The 17,816-nt window shown below is 59.4% G+C and carries 16 protein-coding genes; 13 read left to right on the top strand and 3 right to left on the bottom strand.

The window, feature by feature from the left end; genetic code table 11:
* Position 1 precedes the first annotated feature (1 nt).
* The 10 genes from recQ to AM571_RS13285 all read left to right on the top strand — a co-directional run bounded on the left by recQ (position 2) and on the right by AM571_RS13285 (position 11,484).
* On the top strand, positions 2 to 1,843 hold the full coding sequence (gene recQ / locus AM571_RS13325) for a DNA helicase RecQ (RefSeq protein WP_420493353.1): 1,842 nt from the start codon (positions 2 to 4) through the stop codon (positions 1,841 to 1,843).
* A gap of 221 nt (positions 1,844 to 2,064) precedes the next feature.
* Positions 2,065 to 3,252, top strand: a complete 1,188-nt coding sequence (locus AM571_RS13320) for a glycine C-acetyltransferase (protein ID WP_074061812.1) — start codon at positions 2,065 to 2,067, stop codon at positions 3,250 to 3,252.
* Positions 3,253 to 3,395: 143 nt separating this feature from the next.
* Entirely contained in the window at positions 3,396 to 4,433 is a 1,038-nt protein-coding gene (gene tdh, locus AM571_RS13315) for an L-threonine 3-dehydrogenase (protein WP_074061811.1), read from the top strand.
* A 643-nt stretch (positions 4,434 to 5,076) separates the two neighbouring features.
* Complete coding sequence (gene rpoD, locus AM571_RS13310) at positions 5,077 to 7,131, top strand: RNA polymerase sigma factor RpoD (protein WP_022714276.1); 2,055 nt, start codon at positions 5,077 to 5,079, stop codon at positions 7,129 to 7,131.
* A gap of 223 nt (positions 7,132 to 7,354) precedes the next feature.
* Entirely contained in the window at positions 7,355 to 7,648 is a 294-nt protein-coding gene (locus AM571_RS13305; protein ID WP_022714277.1) for a GYD domain-containing protein, read from the top strand.
* Positions 7,649 to 7,815: 167 nt separating this feature from the next.
* Positions 7,816 to 8,937, top strand: coding sequence for a DUF930 domain-containing protein (locus AM571_RS13300; protein WP_074061810.1), 1,122 nt, complete (start codon positions 7,816 to 7,818; stop codon positions 8,935 to 8,937).
* Between the two features lie 80 nt (positions 8,938 to 9,017).
* Complete coding sequence (locus tag AM571_RS36265) at positions 9,018 to 9,182, top strand: hypothetical protein (protein ID WP_155774448.1); 165 nt, start codon at positions 9,018 to 9,020, stop codon at positions 9,180 to 9,182.
* 64 nt (positions 9,183 to 9,246) lie between these two features.
* The gene (locus tag AM571_RS13295; protein WP_074061809.1) at positions 9,247 to 10,053 is read left to right on the top strand and encodes an AraC family transcriptional regulator; all 807 of its coding nucleotides are present in this window, start codon (positions 9,247 to 9,249) and stop codon (positions 10,051 to 10,053) included.
* Between the two features lie 71 nt (positions 10,054 to 10,124).
* Positions 10,125 to 11,054: a DMT family transporter gene (locus AM571_RS13290; protein ID WP_074061808.1), complete on the top strand. Its 930-nt coding sequence runs from the start codon at positions 10,125 to 10,127 to the stop codon at positions 11,052 to 11,054.
* Between the two features lie 31 nt (positions 11,055 to 11,085).
* Positions 11,086 to 11,484 (top strand): DUF427 domain-containing protein, encoded by a 399-nt coding sequence (locus AM571_RS13285; protein WP_074061807.1) that lies wholly within the window; start codon positions 11,086 to 11,088, stop codon positions 11,482 to 11,484.
* Here AM571_RS13285 and AM571_RS13280 read toward each other — a convergent pair.
* From AM571_RS13280 to AM571_RS13270, 3 genes are all read right to left on the bottom strand, one after another.
* Positions 11,481 to 12,512: a quaternary amine ABC transporter ATP-binding protein gene (locus AM571_RS13280; RefSeq protein WP_074061806.1), complete on the bottom strand. Its 1,032-nt coding sequence runs from the start codon at positions 12,510 to 12,512 to the stop codon at positions 11,481 to 11,483. The genes AM571_RS13285 and AM571_RS13280 overlap by 4 nt on opposite strands.
* A complete protein-coding gene (locus tag AM571_RS13275; RefSeq protein ID WP_074061805.1) occupies positions 12,505 to 13,392 on the bottom strand; it encodes an ABC transporter permease in 888 nt (295 codons plus the stop codon). The genes AM571_RS13280 and AM571_RS13275 overlap by 8 nt, the downstream gene beginning before the upstream one ends.
* Before the next feature lie 116 nt (positions 13,393 to 13,508).
* Positions 13,509 to 14,516: an ABC transporter substrate-binding protein gene (locus AM571_RS13270; RefSeq protein ID WP_074061804.1), complete on the bottom strand. Its 1,008-nt coding sequence runs from the start codon at positions 14,514 to 14,516 to the stop codon at positions 13,509 to 13,511.
* 370 nt (positions 14,517 to 14,886) lie between these two features.
* Here AM571_RS13270 and AM571_RS13265 point away from each other — a divergent pair, with 370 nt between their 5' ends.
* The 3 genes from AM571_RS13265 (at position 14,887) to AM571_RS13255 (ending at position 16,095) form a co-directional block, all read left to right on the top strand.
* On the top strand, positions 14,887 to 15,240 hold the full coding sequence (locus tag AM571_RS13265; protein WP_074061803.1) for a DUF1428 domain-containing protein: 354 nt from the start codon (positions 14,887 to 14,889) through the stop codon (positions 15,238 to 15,240).
* Positions 15,241 to 15,253: 13 nt separating this feature from the next.
* Positions 15,254 to 15,676, top strand: a complete 423-nt coding sequence (locus AM571_RS13260; protein WP_074061802.1) for a secondary thiamine-phosphate synthase enzyme YjbQ — start codon at positions 15,254 to 15,256, stop codon at positions 15,674 to 15,676.
* A 104-nt stretch (positions 15,677 to 15,780) separates the two neighbouring features.
* Positions 15,781 to 16,095: a hypothetical protein gene (locus tag AM571_RS13255; protein ID WP_074061801.1), complete on the top strand. Its 315-nt coding sequence runs from the start codon at positions 15,781 to 15,783 to the stop codon at positions 16,093 to 16,095.
* Positions 16,096 to 17,816 lie beyond the last annotated feature (1,721 nt).

The raw sequence follows: 17,816 nt of genomic DNA, 5'->3' as shown, positions 1-17,816 counted from the left end.
CATGTCATTTTCGGCCGCAGGTGCGCTCTTCGACAATGGCCCGGATCCGCTCGTTATCCTGAAGCGCGTCTATGGATATCCCGCGTTTCGCGGCAAGCAACAGCAAGTGATCGATCAGCTCGTGGCAGGTGGCGATGCCGTGGTGCTCTTTCCCACGGGCGCCGGCAAATCGCTCTGCTTCCAGATCCCGGCGCTCTGCCGCGACGGCGTAGGTATCGTCGTTTCGCCGCTGATTGCCCTGATGCGCGATCAGGTGGAGGCAATGAAGCAGCTCGGCATCCGCGCTGCAGCGCTCAACTCGTCGCTCTCCCGCGAAGAATTCATCGACGTTCGCCGGGCACTATCGGCGGGTCAGCTCGATCTTCTTTATGTCACGCCTGAGCGGATCCTCATGGACGGCTTCAGAGAGATGATCGGCAGTGCGAAGATCGCGCTCTTTGCGATCGACGAGGCGCACTGCGTCTCGCAATGGGGGCATGACTTTCGCCCGGAATATCGCGAACTCGGCAGGCTTGCCGAACACTATCCGGGCGTACCGCGCATCGCCTTGACGGCTACCGCCGATGCGCACACCCGCCACGACATCATCGAACGGCTGGCGCTGAACAACGCCAAGGTTTTCACCACCAGCTTCGACCGGCCGAACATTTCCTACGAAATCGTCGAACGCGATCAGCCGCGCCAGCAGCTCCTGCGGTTCCTCTCCAGGCACAAGGGCAATAGCGGCATCATCTACTGCCTTTCGCGCGCCAAGGTCGAAGACACGGCAGATTGGCTGAACGCGCAGGGCATCCGCGCGCTTGGCTATCATGCCGGCATGGATCGGTCGCTGCGCGATGCCAATCAGGATGCGTTCCTGAAGGAAGACGAGCTTTGCCTCGTCGCCACAGTCGCCTTCGGTATGGGAATCGACAAGCCGAATGTTCGTTATGTCGCCCATCTCGACCTGCCGGGCTCGATCGAGGCCTATTACCAGGAAACCGGCCGTGCTGGGCGCGACGGCCTGCCGTCGGAGGTCTGGATGGCCTATGGCATGGCCGACGCCATCCAGCGCCGCCGCATGATCGACGAAGGTAACGCGGCCGATGAGATCAAACGCATCGAACGCGGCAAGCTCAACGCGCTGCTCGCCATCTGTGAAACGGCTTCCTGCCGCCGCCAGGCGATCCTTGGGCATTTCGGCGAAGCGCATGCCGGCAATTGCGGCAACTGCGATACCTGCCTGAAGCCTGTCGAAACCTGGGATGGGACGGAAGCGGCAATCAAGGCGCTTGCCGCCGTCTATCGTACCGGCGAGCGTTTTGGCACCGGCCATGTGATCGATGTGCTCCTCGGCAATGCCAATGAAAAGACCGAGCGCTTCGGCCATGTCGGCATGCCGGTCTTCGGCGCAGGCAAGGATATCCCGGCCCGAACCTGGCAATCCGTCTTCCGCCAGCTCCTTGCCATGGGTCTGATCCGCATCGATCATGAAGCCTATGGCGCGATGAAGCTGGAGCCGGATGCTCGCGCCGTCTTCAAGCATGAACGCCAGGTCTTCTTCCGCAAGGACCGCCCGGCCTCGGAACGACGCATGAAGAAACCCGAACGTAGAGAGCGCAGCTCCGGCCTTTCCGGCCCCGACGGCATTCTCTTCGAAGCCCTTCGGGCCGAGCGCACCTTAATTGCCAGATCCCTTGGCGTTCCGCCATATGTGGTCTTCCCCGACACGACTCTGATCGCCTTCGCCACCGAACGGCCAAAAAACCGGAAGGAGCTGCTGAACATCTCAGGGGTAGGGCAATCGAAGCTCGAGCGCTATGGCGATGCTTTTCTAAATGTCATTCTGGCAAACAACGACTAGACCGCAATAGGGTGGTCGCGGCGGCCTTTCCAGTGACTGAACTCAGTCAATTTGTTACCGCAATGCCGAGCGAGGTCGATCGGCGAAATCGAGGACGGGTTTTACGTGCCAGCTGTCCGGAAGGGAGCTTCCAAACCGGATCGGTTCAGTGCTGAACAAGACAAGCCGATGGCAATATGCTAACTCGGCGACAGTTGGAAGTATCGGAAGAAAGACCGTCAATGACCTCGCAATTCATCTCCCATCTGCGCGGCGAACTCTCCGCGATCAAGGATGCCGGCCTTTACAAGTCCGAGCGCGTCATCACCTCGAAGCAAGCCGGCGAAATCTCCATCGCTTCCGGCGAGCGCGTGCTGAACTTCTGCGCCAACAACTATCTGGGCCTTGCCGATAACGACGAGCTGGCCGAGGCGGGCAAACGAGCGCTTGAGCGTTATGGATACGGCATGGCCTCCGTCCGCTTCATCTGCGGTACGCAGGAGGAGCACAAGCAGCTCGAATCCCGCATTTCGTCGTTCCTCGCCATGGAGGACACGATCCTTTATTCCTCCTGTTTCGATGCCAATGGCGGCTTGTTCGAGACGCTGCTTGGAGAGGAGGATGCAATCATCTCCGATGCGCTTAACCATGCCTCGATCATCGACGGCGTGCGGCTCTCCAAAGCCAAGCGTTTCCGCTATGCCAACAACGACATGAAGGCGCTGGAAGAGGAGTTGAAGAAGGCCGAAGGCAGCCGTTTCAAGATGATCGCGACCGACGGTGTGTTCTCGATGGACGGCATCATCGCCAACCTGCAAGGTGTCTGCGATCTCGCGGAGCGATACGGCGCCATGGTCATGGTCGACGACAGCCATGCCGTCGGCTTCGTCGGCAGGCATGGCCGCGGTTCACCGGAACATTGCGGCGTCGAGGGCCGTGTCGATATCATCACCGGCACGCTTGGAAAGGCACTCGGCGGCGCTTCGGGAGGTTATACTTCGGCAAAGGCCGAGATCATCGACTGGCTGCGGCAGCGCTCGCGGCCCTATCTCTTTTCCAATACGCTTGCACCGGTCATTGCCGCCGCCTCGCTCAAGGTCTTTGACCTGATCGAGAACGGCAACGCACTGCGCGAAAAACTCTCAGCAAACGCTTCGCACTTCCGCGCCGAGATGACCAAGCTCGGCTTCACGCTGGCGGGCGAGGGGCATCCGATCATTCCGGTGATGCTCGGCGATGCCAAGCTCGCACAGGACATGGCGGCGTTGATGCTGAAGAAGGGCATTTACGTCATCGGCTTTTCCTTCCCGGTCGTGCCCAAGGGAAAGGCGCGCATCCGCACGCAGATGTCGGCAGCGCATTCCAGGGCCGATGTCGAGCGGGTGGTTGCGGCTTTCGCGGAATCGGGCAGGGAACTCGGCGTCATTTGACGCTGCCATGTCAGAAGGACAGATGAGGGACCGAAGCGTCAGCGACGTTCTCAACGAAATGAAGAGCAATTAACCCTGTGCCGCGCTCCCCGAGGGGAGAAGGGAAGCAGCCAAGCTGGGCACCATCGAACGGGAATCCTCGAATGTCGAATATGATGAAGGCGCTGGTCAAGTCGAAACCGGAAGTCGGGCTCTGGATGGAAAGCGTCCCGGTTCCCGAGGTCGGGCCGAATGACGTTCTTATCCGTGTCAAGAAGTCGGCGATCTGCGGTACGGATGTCCATATCTGGAACTGGGACCAGTGGGCGCAGAAGACCATTCCGGTGCCGATGGTCGTCGGTCATGAGTTCTGCGGCGAGATCGCCGAGATCGGTTCTGCCGTCACCAGATACCATGTCGGCGAGCGGGTCTCCGGTGAGGGCCATATCGTCTGCGGCAAGTGTCGCAACTGCCGCGCCGGCAGGGGGCACCTCTGCCGCAATACGCTTGGCGTCGGCGTCAATCGTCCCGGCTCCTTCGGTGAGTTCGTCTGCATTCCGGAAGCCAATGTCGTGCCGATCCCGGACGACATTCCGGACGAGATCGCCGCGATCTTCGATCCCTTCGGTAATGCGGTTCATACAGCGCTTTCCTTCGATCTCGTCGGAGAGGACGTGCTCGTCACCGGTGCAGGCCCGATTGGCATCATGGGCGCGCTCGTCGCCAAACGTTCCGGCGCCCGCAAAGTCGTCATTACCGACATCAACCCCCACCGGCTGGATCTGGCGCGCAGACTCGGCATCGACTACGTCGTCGATGCGTCGAAGGAGAATCTCGCCGATGTCATGAAGGCGATCGGCATGACAGAGGGTTTTGATGTCGGCCTGGAGATGTCGGGTGCAGCACCCGCATTTCGCGACATGATCGACAAGATGAACAATGGCGGCAAGATCGCAATCCTCGGCATCGCGCCGGCTGGTTTCGAGATCGACTGGAACAAGGTCATCTTCAAGATGCTCAACCTCAAGGGCATCTACGGTCGCGAGATGTTCGAGACCTGGTACAAGATGATCGCCTTCGTGCAAGGCGGGCTCGACCTGTCGCCGGTCATCACGCACCGCATCAAGATCGACGAATTCCAGGAGGGCTTCGAGGCGATGCGCTCGGGCAATTCCGGCAAGGTCGTGATGGATTGGAACTAAGGGAAAGCGATGATCTACCAATGAAGCTGCGACTGCGGCAAGGTCGCATTCGAGGTGGACGGAGACTTGGAAGACGGCGATCGACTGCAATTGCTCGCCCTGCTGTGGGCGAGGCGGCCTGCTTGCTTTCGTATCGCGCGACAAGCGAAAGCTGCACACGCCGGAAGAAAGGCCGTCGCCCATGCTTCGAGATAGCTATGGGCGCGGGTATTCTGCAACGGCAGCTGAAAACCAGGAAGATCTCTCGTTGCCAAGCCGCAATTCTTGCTCCCCTTGTCTTCTTGCGGTGACATCCTATCTAAGCGAAGCAATCGCTTGAGCGGTTCCTAGCCTGTGGATAAGGCTTTTTCCGTGTTTTCGACGGCTTTTTTTGTGGAAAAGCTTGACGGGAGCGAAAATTGTGGGAATCACCGTTCGACTTGAAAAGCGGTGAACTGGGTCGAGGCGGATCGCACATAACCATGGCCGGAAATTTCGAAGCACTAAAGCTCTGTCGTCCGGCATCAGCGATCGTGGTTAATTGGGCTTTAAAGGTCATCTCGTTAGGTGAGTAAGGTGATTCGAGGCTTGGGTTTGCGCACTCAGGCTTCGGGGTCCGTTCACCGCAGCGAGTTTGAATAGCGTCAGGAAGGCGACGATATAAATGGTAACCAAGGTCAAAGAGAACGAAGAAGCGGAAGTCGAACGCGACGGCGCATCCGACGGCCCTCTTCTCGATCTTTCCGATGACGCGGTCAAGAAAATGATCAAGGCCGCGAAGAAACGCGGCTACGTGACGATGGACGAACTGAATGCCGTTCTTCCGTCCGAGGAAGTGACGTCCGAGCAGATCGAAGACACCATGGCGATGTTGTCCGATATGGGCATCAATGTCATCGAAGACGAAGAGGCCGAAGAGGCAGGCCAAAGCGGCGGTGACGACGACGACGCGGGCGGTGATGACGAGAGCGAAGGTGGCGAACTCGCACCTTCCGGCGGCACCGCGCTCGCAACCGCAAAGAAGAAAGAGCCGACCGATCGTACCGACGATCCGGTGCGCATGTACCTTCGCGAGATGGGTTCCGTCGAGCTCCTGTCGCGCGAAGGCGAAATTGCCATCGCCAAGCGCATCGAGGCCGGACGGGAAACCATGATCGCCGGGCTCTGTGAAAGCCCGCTCACCTTCCAGGCACTCATCATCTGGCGCGACGAACTGAACGAGGGCACGACCCTGCTTCGCGAGATCATCGATCTCGAAACGACATATTCCGGTCCTGAAGCCAAGGCCGCCCCGCAGTTCCAGAGCCCTGAAAAGATCGAGGCAGACCGCAAGGCTGCGGAAGAGAAGGAAAAGACCCGCCGCATGCGTTCCGGCGACGACGACATCACCGATGTCGGCGGTGAAGGCATGCCGGTAGAGGAAGAGGAAGAGGACGAAGACGAATCCAACCTTTCGCTCGCAGCCATGGAAGCAGAGCTGCGGCCGCAGGTCATGGAAACGCTCGACCTTATCGCCGAAACCTACAAGAAGCTGCGCAAGCTGCAGGACCAGCAGGTCGAGCAGCGCCTTGCCGCGACCGGCACGCTGTCTTCTGCCCAAGAGCGCCGCTACAAGGAACTCAAGGACGAACTGATCAAGGCCGTCAAGTCGCTATCGCTCAACCAGAACCGCATCGAGGCTCTGGTCGAGCAGCTTTACGACATCAACAAGCGCCTCGTTCAAAACGAAGGCCGCCTGCTGCGTCTGGCTGAATCCTACGGCGTCAAGCGAGACTCGTTCCTGGAGCAGTATCAAGGTGCCGAGCTCGATCCGAACTGGATGAAGTCGATCGGCAATCTGGCTGCGCGCGGCTGGAAGGAATTCGCCAAGGGCGAGAACACGACGATCCGCGACATCCGCCAGGAGATCCAGAACCTCGCCACGGAAACCGGCATCTCGATTTCGGAATTCCGCCGCATCGTGCACATGGTGCAGAAGGGCGAGCGCGAAGCGCGCATCGCCAAGAAGGAAATGGTCGAAGCGAATCTTCGCCTCGTCATCTCCATCGCCAAGAAGTACACCAACCGCGGCCTGCAGTTCCTCGACCTCATTCAGGAAGGCAATATCGGCCTGATGAAGGCGGTCGACAAGTTCGAATACCGCCGCGGCTACAAGTTCTCGACCTATGCGACCTGGTGGATCCGCCAGGCGATCACCCGCTCGATCGCCGATCAGGCGCGCACGATCCGCATTCCGGTGCACATGATCGAGACGATCAACAAGATCGTCCGCACGTCCCGCCAGATGCTGCATGAAATCGGCCGCGAGCCGACACCGGAGGAACTGGCCGAAAAGCTCGCCATGCCGCTCGAAAAGGTCCGCAAGGTCCTGAAGATCGCCAAGGAGCCGATCTCGCTTGAAACCCCCGTGGGCGACGAGGAAGATTCACACCTCGGCGATTTCATCGAAGACAAGAACGCGCTTCTGCCGATCGACGCCGCCATCCAGGCGAACCTGCGCGAGACAACGACGCGTGTTCTCGCCTCGCTCACGCCGCGCGAGGAACGCGTGCTGCGCATGCGCTTCGGCATTGGCATGAACACAGACCATACGCTCGAGGAAGTCGGCCAGCAGTTTTCGGTCACCCGCGAGCGTATTCGCCAGATCGAGGCGAAGGCGCTACGCAAGCTCAAGCATCCGAGCCGCTCCAGAAAACTCCGCAGCTTCCTGGACAGCTAAGAGCGCTGCGGGCTGCGATGACAGCCTTGCAATTGACTCCTTGATGATCGAAGAGCCGGGGCCCGTCCCGGCTCTTTCTTTTTGGGTTGCCAGACATTCCGTCGCTTTCGGCTCGCCCTAATGGTATAGTGCAAATGTTACGGGGGAAGGGACCGGCCGCAGCGGATGAGCGAAGGTCGCCACATACCTGCGTGGACCAAAACCCTCCGTGGGGAGGTGTGCAATGACCACTTACGTCATGCTTATCAACTGGACGGATCAAGGCGTTCGCAGTGCACGCGACTCGGCAAAAAGGCTGGACGCGGCAAAGAAGGCGCTCGGAGAGATGGGCGGCTCCTTCAAGGACTTCTTTCTGACGATGGGTGAATACGACATGGTCTCCATATGTGAGGCGCCGGACGACGCGGTGATGGCGCGCTTCACGCTGCAGCTTGCGACGGCCGGCAACGTTCGTACGAAAACGCTGAAGGCGTTTCCGGAGGCTGCCTATCGCGAAATCATAGGCTCGCTCGGCTAGCGGCGAGCAGCCTGCGGATCGCAGCCTCGTAAAGGTGAAAGGATGTGGACGATCGCCCGCGCTGCCTTCGCTTGGTCGCGCGGCAAGGAACTTTTTTGTTTTGCGGCTTGATGCTGCCTTCTTAAAAGGCCACATCCCTACCTTGTCGGAGAACAAAATTCGCGGGCATGCAGAAGATCGTCGCAAAGCGCTGGGGGGAAATCAGTTGGGGTGTCGCAGCCTCGATCGCGCTGCATATTGCCGTCGTTGCGTTTTTCCTGGTGAAGCTGCCTGAAAAAACGCCGCAGCCGCCAGAAGAGGAGACGGTCAACGTCGATCTCGTGCCTCCGCCGGAAGAGGAAAGGAAGCCGGAGGAGAAGAAGGCCGAGGAAAGGAAGGCGGAAGCGCAAAAGCCGCCGGAAAAACCTCCCGAACTGCCGAAGATCGAGGAGAAGGCCGAGCAGAAACCGCCGGCGCCTCCACCGCCTCCGCCGCCGGAAGCCAAGCCGCAACAGAAGCCGTCCGAACCGCCGAAATCCGAAGCCGGGAACGATCCCTCCGGCAAGGAAGGGAAGGGACAGATACCCGTCCTGAGGACCGTCTTCGAATTCGGCGACAAGGATAGCGGCCCGCGCAAATCAAAAACGGGCAATGCTTCGGCCGAGGCTGGCAAGCCACCGGTGACGCCGCCGGACAAGCCGATACCGGATGAGCCCAAGCCTGCCGCATCGGCCGCGGCAAAGCCTCCCGTCACCGACCAGCCGCCGGCAAACCCAGTGCCGGACGATGTCAATGTGCCTGAAGTGGATGTGGCCAATATCGACCCGCAAAACAACGGGCCTGCAGCTGGCGCGGGAGACAAGGCGACAATCGGTTTCGAACAGGCCAAGCCTGCGGACCGACCCAAGATCGACCATACGGAAACGACAAAGGCTGAAAAGCCTACCGAGCTGAAGGAAGCAAAGACGCTGTTTTCGCAGAATGAAACTAATGATCCGATCGCCCGGACCGCCATGGGCAACCTGCCGCGCGGAAGGAGGGCCGCGCAGCTTTGCAGCACCGAGCTTCGTGAGCAACTGGTTCACGGAGCGCCGGCCTACAATCCTGTAATGGTTCCCACTTACGCGCTGCCGCGCGGTACGGTGCTCGATGTCCGGCGCGGTGCCTTTCGTACGCGCGAGGGCTGGTACGACGTTCAATTCCGCTGCGAGGTGGACGAGGGCGTAACCAAGATCGTCTCGTTTGCCATCGATGTCGGTGATCCGATCCCGCCCAGCCTGTGGCGGAGCCGCAATCTTCCGGAGTTCTGACACGGGCTCGCACCAGCCCTGCGCAAGCAGGCTTCCATAGTCTGCTTTCATCGCTGAATGTTCCGGTGAATGAAAGGACGATGATGTCGAATGAAATCGAGCGCTTCTTCGAAATGCAGGACGAGGCCGCAAGTCTGGCGTTCCTCGAAAACAAGGGTGATGAGCTGACCGATATTCTGGTCGCAGCGCTCGAAGACGCCCTGAAAATTCTCTCCGGCGAAATCCGGCCTGAAACACTTCATTAATCGCTGCAAAGACGTTGCGTCCTTCGCCTGCCGCTGGCACAGTCCGGCCGGAAGGAGACGCTGCGTGGCCAAAAGTCAGTTCACGATGCGCCGTTCGGCGATGGCCGGGGTGGAGGCCGTGGAAGCGGAAACGCGCCACAGTTTCGCACGCCATACGCATGAACAGTTCGGCATCGGCCTGATTGTCTCCGGTGCGCAGAAGTCGCTGAGTGGCTGCGGCATGGTCGAGGCGGAAGCGGGCGATCTTATCACCGTCAATCCGAACGAGGTTCATGACGGCGCACCGATCGGGAAGGGGCGGTCGTGGCGCATGCTCTATTTCGATCCGGCGATCATCGGCGATCTCGCACAGGAGGCCGACGAAGAAAGTGTGATTCGCGCGGAAATTCCGCGCCCGGTCATCCGAAACAGCGTCCTTGCAAGCCGCTTCGCAAGCCTCTTTGCCGCAATCACCAGCAGCTCCACACAGGATGATCTTGCATGCGAAGAACTGCTCCTCGTCGTCGTCGCAGATGTGATGCGCGAACAGCCGATGCCGGAAGTGGCGCGCATGGCGCCTTGCACCATCCGCAAGGCGAAAAGCCTGATCGACGGTGATCCCCTCGCCAATGTCTCGCTTGCCGACCTTGCGCGGGAAAGCGGGCTTAGCCGGTTTCAGGTGCTGCGCGGTTTTGCCAGAGCAACCGGCATGACGCCGCATGCCTATCTCGTCCAGGTGCGGATACATATGGCTCGCCGCCTGATCGCTTCGGGCACGCCACTTGCCGAAGCTGCCTTCGCCAGCGGCTTTGCCGACCAGAGCCACATGACACGCGTCTTCACTGCAAAATATGGCCTCACGCCGCGGGTCTATGCCACCGCGTTTGCCTGACGACCTGCAATTTCGTTCAAGAAGCCTCTTCGTCTTTGCGGTTTTGTCCGTCCTTCGAAACGGAGGATCCCATGACAAAAGCGCTCCAGGGCTACATCTATCTGACGCTGGCGATGATCACGGTCGGCAGCACGGTTATTGCCAGCAAGATCATCGCATCAGGCCTTCCGCCGTTTACGGCAACGGCCCTGCGTTTTGCTGCGGCCTTTCCCTTCTTCTTGCTTCTGATGCGACTTACCCGATCGCGGCTGCCGAAACTGTCGCGCCACGATTGGTTCATCCTGGTGACGCAGGCAGGGGCGGGCAGCGTCGGCTATACGACATTGTTGATCTCCGGCCTGCAGCTGACGTCGGCGACGAATGCCGGCGTCATCATCGGCACGCTGCCAGTCGTCTCGGCGGTGATCTCGATCCTCATTCTCGGCGAAAGGCCGCACCGCTTCCTGCTGATTGCCATCGCGCTCGCTGCTTTCGGCGTCTTCTGGGTCGCTGTGTCGCCGGGCGCGCCCGCAGGCGGCTCACTGGCCGGCAATGCGCTGATCCTCGGCGCCGTCATCTGCGAGGGGCTGTTCATTCTTCTCAACAAGCGCATGCAAAGCGAGATCCTGCCGCTCACGCAGTCGGCGCTGATGACCGGTATCGGTTTCCTCGTTGCCGGCATTCCGGCTCTCTTCGAAAGCCATGCCGCAAGCGGCTTTACCGCAGTGGTGCTCTCGGCCGTCGTCTATTATGCGCTGGTGCCGACCGTCGGTGGCTTCATCTTGTGGTACGCGGGCTTAGACCGCGTCAGCGGCAGCGAGGCTTCGCTGTTTACGGCAGTCGCTCCGGTCTCCGCCATCTTTTTTGCCTTCGTGCTGCTCGGCGAGCCTGTCGGCTTTCATGAGGTTTTCGGCGCCGCCTGTGTGCTCGCCGCCATTTTGGGGCTCGGCGTCTGTGCGCTAGCCCGGTGCGATGCGCGTGACCGTCACCCCTTGGGAAGCGCCGGGTACGACCCTATGTAGGGACCGTGCAATCTTTCGAAGGCGAACGCTCATGTCAGACAAGCCGATCAAGATTCCCGGACCTGATCATCCGATCACCGTAGACCACAATCCAGCACGTGTCGTCGTCAAGCTCGACGGCAAGGTCGTCGCTGATACGCGCGATGCACTGACATTGCGCGAGGCTTCCTACCCGCCGGTGCAGTATATTCCGCGCAAGGATGTCGACATGTCGCTGCTTCAACGCACCGACCACTCGACTTATTGCCCTTACAAGGGCGAGGCTTCCTATTACAGCATCACCCCTGGCGGCGAGCGCTCGAAGAACGCCATCTGGACCTATGAAAATCCGCATGCGGCGATGCGTGAAATAAAGGACCGTATGGCGTTCTATCCGGACCGCGTGGATTCGATCGAAGAACTGCAGGCGCCTGAGGCAGGCGAGTTTTAGAGGGCCGTCCCGACAAGACAGCGCACAAGACCTTCGAGCGACACGCGGCCGGCGGGAAGGCCATCAGCGCCGGTGACGGTCGCGTGCATGACGTTGCTTTCGGTCATCATCCGCATACCTTCCTCCACGGTCGATTTGCCGGGGATGCGGATGACGGCGTCGCTTGCGGGATTGCTGAGCGGCTCCATCAGCGCTTCGATTGGGATGACGCGGCTGCGATTTACCTCCTTGACGAAGGCCGCGATATAGTCGTTTGCGGGATTGAGTACGATATCGGCGGCCGAGCCCTGCTGGATGAGCTCGCCATCGCGCAGAATGGCGACTTTGTCGCCAAGCCGCAATGCCTCGTCGAGATCGTGCGTGATGAAGACGATGGTCTTCTTCAGTTCCTTCTGCAGGTCGAGCAGCACGCTCTGCATGTCGACGCGGATCAGCGGGTCGAGGGCTGAAAAGGCCTCGTCCATCAAGAGGATCTCGGCATCGTTGGTCAGTGCACGGGCAAGGCCGACACGCTGCTGCATGCCGCCTGAAAGCTGGTTCGGATAATGCCCGGCAAATCCGTCGAGGCCGACGCGCTTGATCCAGACATTGGCACGCTCTTCGCGCTCGCCCTTCGGCAGGCCCTGTATTTCCAGCCCGTAGGCGGTGTTCTGCAGCACGTTGCGATGCGGCAGAAGGCCGAACTTCTGGAACACCATCGCCGTCCTGCGGCGGCGGAACTGGCGGAGCTCCTCTTCGCTCATCTTGCAGATGTCGGTATCGCCATAGAGGACTTCGCCCGCTGTAGGGTCGATCAGCCGATTGATATGGCGGATCAGCGTCGACTTGCCGGAACCCGAAAGCCCCATAATGACGGTGATGCTGCCGCCGGGAATGGAGATGTTGATATCCTTCAGCCCAAGGACATGCCCGTGCTCCTTGTTAAGCTCGGTTTTCGACATGCCTTGGGTGACAGCTTCGATGAAATCGCCGCCACGCGGGCCGAAAATCTTGTAGAGATTGCGTATTTCAATCGACTGACTAGCCATGCACGATTTCCCGGTGCTTCTGCAGCCTGAGACCATAGGCCTGGCTGATGCGGTCAAAGATGATGGCGATGCCGACGATGGCGAGACCGTTGAAGACGCCGAGGGTGAAGTACTGGTTGGCAATGGCCTTGAGGACCGGCTGGCCGAGGCCCTGGACGCCAATCATCGAAGCGATGACGACCATGGCGAGTGCCATCATGATCGTCTGGTTGATGCCGGCCATGATGGTCGGCAATGCCAAGGGGAGCTGGACGTTGCGCAGCTTCTGCCAGCTCGATGAGCCGAAGGCGTCGGCCGCTTCGAGCACGTCCTTGTCGACCATGCGGATGCCGAGATTGGTGAGGCGTATCATCGGCGGTAAGGCATAGATGACGACGGCGATCACGCCGGGCACGCGGCCGATGCCGAGCAGCATGACGACGGGAATCAGATAGACGAAACTCGGCATGGTCTGCATGACGTCGAGCACCGGATTGACGGCATTCTGGAGCCGGTCGGAACGCGACATGCCGATGCCGATCGGTATGCCGATCGCGACCGAAAGCACCGTGCAGACGAAGATCATCGAAACGGTCTTCATCGTATCTTCCCACATGTCGAACCAGCCGATCAGCAGAAGCGTCGCGGCGCAGCCGATGACAATCTTCCAATTGCGGCTCCCAAGCCAGGCAATGCCGGCGACGGCCAAAATCACCAGCGGCCAGGGTGTGCCGGTGAGCAGCCTTTCAGCCCAGATCAGAAAGCTTTGCAGCGGGCTGAACAGCCCTTCGATGCTGTCGCCGTAAGCGCGGGTAAAAGCGCGGAAGCCTTCGTCCACGTTCTTCTTCAGAACGCGCAGCGTGTCGGCATCCATCGTCGGAAATTTCCAGAGCCAGTCCATGTTCGTTCCCCATGGCTAAAGCGGCGGCGGCCCTGGTCTTCTTGTGGCCGCCGCGCAAAAGGATCGGGCTGGCGGTGGCTGGATGTCAAGCACCGCCTGCTGCCTATCATGTGGGATCAGAGGGAAGCCTTGATCTTCTCGGCGGCTTCCGGAGAGACCCATTCCTTCCACAGGGCTTCGTTTTCCTTCAGGAAGTGCTTGGCGCCGTCTTCGCCGGTCGCCTGGTTGTCGGTCATCCAGGCGATCAGCTTGTTAACGGTGTCGTTCGTCCAGGCGCGCTTGCTGAGGTAATCCATGGCCGGGCCGGCGCGATCGGCAAAGCTTTTGCTCACGAGCGTCTGAACGTCGTCGGCCGGCCAGGCGTTCGGCTTGGGATCGGGGCAATCAGCAACCGAGGTACAGCGCTTCCATTCCTCCGCATCGTATTCCGTGCCATAGCCGAGTTTCACCATTTCATATTTCCCGAGCAGCGAGGTCGGGGCCCAGTAGTAGCCGACCCAGGGCTGTTTGCCTTCGTAGGCCTTGGCGATCGAACCGTCCAGGCCGGCTGCCGAACCGGTATCAACCAGCGTGAAGCCGGCCTTGTCGCCGCCATAGGCCTTGAAGAGCTGCGAGGTCACGACCGTTCCGCCCCAGCCTTGAGGGCCATTGAAGACGGCACCTTTGCTCTTGTCTTCGGGAGCAGGGAAGAGTTCGGGATGCTTGAAGAGATCAGGGATCGTCTTGATGTCCGGATGGGCTTCGGCGACGTATTTCGGGATCCACCAGCCCTGGATCGCGCCGTCCGAAAGGATTTTCGAGGCGGCGACGACCTTGCCGCTCTCCAGGCCGCGCTTCACGAGTTCCGGCTGGAGACTGACCCAGGCTTCCGGTGCGACATCCGGCTCACCCTTTTCAGCCATTGATGTGAGCGTGGGAACCGTGTCGCCGCTGACGATCTCGGCGCTGCATCCATAACCTTCCTCGAGAATGATCTTGTCGAGGTTTGCGGCAACTTCGGCGGATTGCCAGTTCATGCTCGCGATGGTGACGTTGCCACACTCCGCAGCCGAAGCTGGGCTGCCAAGGCCGACAAGGCCGACAAGGCCGGCGGCAAGGACGGTTGAAGCCAAAAGTGCATTCATTTTCTTGTTCCCTCTGGTCGCGGTGTGACGTGAACCCGGGCGCCTGCGGCACCGCGTCCGCAAGCAAGCCCATTGAGCATGCTTTCATGCGCTATGGGCCATTCCGTTTGCGTCAAAAAATGGCGCATTGACGCTTTCTTTCAATGGCTGACCAGGCCTTCTGTCGCTATCGGAACAATCGTTCCAATAGCCGCAAATTTTGGCAGACAGATCATACAGAAAGAAACGCGTCTTTTGCGTGGGTATTGCCAAAGCGGGGGACGCCGCGGGACTGGAAATCAGCCGATCGCGCATATTTTCTCAACCATACTGTCGGGTCTTGCCCCCGCCACCCGTCCTATGATCGTCAACAGGAGATAGGAGTACGACAATGCCTTACATCGACGGATTCGTCGTGGCTGTTCCGAAAGCCAATATCGAGGCTTACAAGAAGTTGGCGAATCTCGCCGGCTCGATCTGGAAGGAGCATGGTGCACTCAAATATGTCGAGTGCCTTGCCGACGACGTGCCCTATGGCGAACTCACCTCCTTTCCGCGTGCGGTGATGGCGAAGGAAGACGAAGTGGTTGGGTTTTCCTGGATCGTCTATGGATCGCGGAAGGAGCGCGACGATATAGTGGCCAAGGTCATGTCCGATCCACGCCTGCAAGGCGATGAATGGAAAACGGTATTTGATGGCAAGCGAATGATCTACGGCGGCTTCGAAACTGTCGTCGAACTTTGAAGAAGGAAGTCCTATGCCCCAGGCGATCATCTCCGTGTCTACCCAGGGGCAGGGGCTTTATGAATTCACCGACCAGGCTGAGGGCTTCGTCCGAGCTACTGGCGTGAGCGAAGGCTTGCTCACTGTCTTCGTGCGCCACACTTCCTGCTCGCTCTTGATCCAGGAAAATGCCGACCCGGATGTGCAGACCGATCTCAGTACCTTCTTCCGCCGGCTCGTGCCGCCGTCGTCTGACCCATCGATGCGCTGGATTGTCCACACGAGCGAAGGTCCAGATGACATGCCCGCCCATATCAAGGCGGCGCTGACACAGGTTTCGTTCGGCATTCCTGTTACGAGCGGCAAGATGGTGCTTGGCACCTGGCAGGGGCTTTATCTCTTCGAGCATCGCGACCGTCCTCATCGCCGCGAAATCGTGCTGCACATGAGCACCTGAACCGAACCTGAATAGGCAGTTCGAACACCATTCAGTTTAGCTCTCTATAGTCGGATCATCCCCGCAACGGGAGTTCGATCGTTCTTTGAAACCAGGGAAATTCGATGACCAATTTCATTGCCAAGGTCTCGTTAGCCGCATTGCTTGCCATTGCTTCCATCCCCGCCAGCGTCTCGACTGCCGCCGCATCGGGTCTTGAGCGCGGCGCTGTCATCGACGTCCAGTATCATCGTCGGCCAGCGGTCTATCGCGGTTGCTCGCCGATCATGGCTGTCCGCGCGGCCCGCTGGTCTGGCCTTCGCGACGTGCGCGTCGTCAACGTCACACCGCGCCGCGTCGTCGTTGCCGGCCGTGACCGCCGCGGCTGGGACCGCATGACCTTCGCGAACGTCCGCGGCTGCCCGCTGATCCGCCGCTAAAAAGTAGCACCCCGCCGGTCTTTGAGACGCGGCGGCACAAGAACCGCCTTTGCCAATTCTCCTCGGATCACGGCAAAGGCGGTTTCTTATTGTTGGTTTGCGGCCGCAATAATGAAAAAAGCCTCGCGACGGGCGAGGCTGAGTTCTAGGCCGCTTCGGGGAAAAGAAGAAGCGACGTTCATCTCATTAGTACCGCCGAGTACGGCTGCAAAGTGCACTTTTGTCAATTCCGGTACGCTTTTGTGTTCGGGAATGTTTTTTTAAACGATCCGGCGGCTGCGCCGCTGATCGACCCGAAATACCGGCGGATGCGCATGAGCGGAAGATCTCTATGCGGAAGATCTCTATCAAGAGCTTGAAGATCGCCAGCGAGATCATGCAGCAGGCGGCCTTGATGCCTTCTTTGAAAAAATGCCGGAGGCTGCGTCGTCACCGACGATCGGCCTTTTTCGACTAGGGCTGAGCAAAATGCCAATCGGACTATTCTCAAGCCGTCACGTTCAGGACGGGCGCCGATGGCATGGCCGTCGTCGGTGCTGCGTCGTGCCGCGAGTTGCCTCGTGCAACATCAACGGTCCGGCGATCAAGCCTGCGAGAACGGAGTGGACGCCATCGGCGGGCGCCAACCTTGCCACGCGCCATCTTCTCGTGGGAACGCGCGCGGCCAAGACCAAGGTCACCGGTCGCCAGACAGGTCACGCGCGAATGAACAGCGCGCCGACGAGGCCGAAGATAACGATCGATTGCAGGATGAACATCGGCAGTTGATCGGACATGTATCCCTCCCATGGGCACGATTTTCATGCTTGTTCGGTAACAGTCATGCTGGCTGCTAAAGCCGGGATGCTGGAGGCGAATGCTGCCACGGCATCACTGAGAGCGCAAATCACCTTTCGAATATCGAACTCCTCCTTTTTTGCGGTCGGAAGAGCAAAAGATGGTATAATCGCTCGCGATGAGATGTGCGGCAGACACCGTCTTGCGAATGCCAGAAGTGAAATTGCATTCGAAAATAAGGCGGTGTTTCAATATTCGAGCATCGCATCATAACATCGCATGGAACCTTTTATGCACTCCGTAGTTTTAGAGTGTACAGGAGGACTACTATGACCAATGATTTTAATAGACCTGGCCCGGATGTTCGTTCGACACCGGGCAGCGACCGCCGGTCACCATGGGCAATGTGGATCGGTATCGCGGCTGTTGTTGTAATCATAGCCCTTGCAGCGATTTACTGGCCGCGCACCAGTGCACCGCCAGCCACACCGCCCGCCGGCGAGACAACAACGACTCAGCCGCCAGCTACAACGCCACCGGCAACGTCGACCGCACCGGCAACGCCACCGGCAACTGAGCCGGCCCCGGCAACTCCGGCACCGGCAACGCCGCCGGCTACGGAACCGGCACCGGCAACCCCACCGGCAACGCCTCCGGCGCAACAGTGAAGTAATAGGAAGCCCGCCTGTTTCTCAGATGGCGGGCTTTTCTCTTTCTGATTGTCTGCGACCCGCTTCGACAGTTGAGGGACGAGGTGCCTATGGCACGTTCCTTCGGGTGCGTCACAAAAATCACGGAAAATCAAAGCATTCTAGTCGACCGTTTTCGATAAAACTGGGTGCTCGTCCGAGTTCATCCGCGATAATTGTATCGACTACACAAAAATACATATGTTTCGTAGTCGCATAGATGCTTGTCGTGGCAATACTGAATCTAGTTATTCG

This window comes from Rhizobium etli 8C-3 (assembly GCF_001908375.1).
GTDB classification, from domain to species: Bacteria; Pseudomonadota; Alphaproteobacteria; order Rhizobiales; family Rhizobiaceae; genus Rhizobium; species Rhizobium etli_B.
The sequence above is the reverse complement of the archived record's forward strand: the minus strand, read 5'-3'. Positions and strand labels throughout refer to the sequence as shown.

Bases quoted from the DNA above. Each gene is read 5' to 3' on its own strand.
- AM571_RS13270 (WP_074061804.1), bottom strand. From the start codon at position 14,516: ATGAATGCACTTTTGGCTTCAACCGTCCTTGCCGCCGGCCTTGTCGGC.
- AM571_RS13275 (WP_074061805.1), bottom strand. From the start codon at position 13,392: ATGGACTGGCTCTGGAAATTTCCGACGATGGATGCCGACACGCTGCGC.
- AM571_RS13280 (WP_074061806.1), bottom strand. From the start codon at position 12,512: ATGGCTAGTCAGTCGATTGAAATACGCAATCTCTACAAGATTTTCGGC.
- AM571_RS13305 (WP_022714277.1), top strand. From the start codon at position 7,355: ATGACCACTTACGTCATGCTTATCAACTGGACGGATCAAGGCGTTCGC.
- recQ (WP_420493353.1), top strand. From the start codon at position 2: ATGTCATTTTCGGCCGCAGGTGCGCTCTTCGACAATGGCCCGGATCCG.
- AM571_RS36265 (WP_155774448.1), top strand. From the start codon at position 9,018: ATGATGTCGAATGAAATCGAGCGCTTCTTCGAAATGCAGGACGAGGCC.
- AM571_RS13285 (WP_074061807.1), top strand. From the start codon at position 11,086: ATGTCAGACAAGCCGATCAAGATTCCCGGACCTGATCATCCGATCACC.
- tdh (WP_074061811.1), top strand. From the start codon at position 3,396: ATGTCGAATATGATGAAGGCGCTGGTCAAGTCGAAACCGGAAGTCGGG.
- AM571_RS13320 (WP_074061812.1), top strand. From the start codon at position 2,065: ATGACCTCGCAATTCATCTCCCATCTGCGCGGCGAACTCTCCGCGATC.
- rpoD (WP_022714276.1), top strand. From the start codon at position 5,077: ATGGTAACCAAGGTCAAAGAGAACGAAGAAGCGGAAGTCGAACGCGAC.
- AM571_RS13300 (WP_074061810.1), top strand. From the start codon at position 7,816: ATGCAGAAGATCGTCGCAAAGCGCTGGGGGGAAATCAGTTGGGGTGTC.
- AM571_RS13255 (WP_074061801.1), top strand. From the start codon at position 15,781: ATGACCAATTTCATTGCCAAGGTCTCGTTAGCCGCATTGCTTGCCATT.
- AM571_RS13290 (WP_074061808.1), top strand. From the start codon at position 10,125: ATGACAAAAGCGCTCCAGGGCTACATCTATCTGACGCTGGCGATGATC.
- AM571_RS13265 (WP_074061803.1), top strand. From the start codon at position 14,887: ATGCCTTACATCGACGGATTCGTCGTGGCTGTTCCGAAAGCCAATATC.
- AM571_RS13260 (WP_074061802.1), top strand. From the start codon at position 15,254: ATGCCCCAGGCGATCATCTCCGTGTCTACCCAGGGGCAGGGGCTTTAT.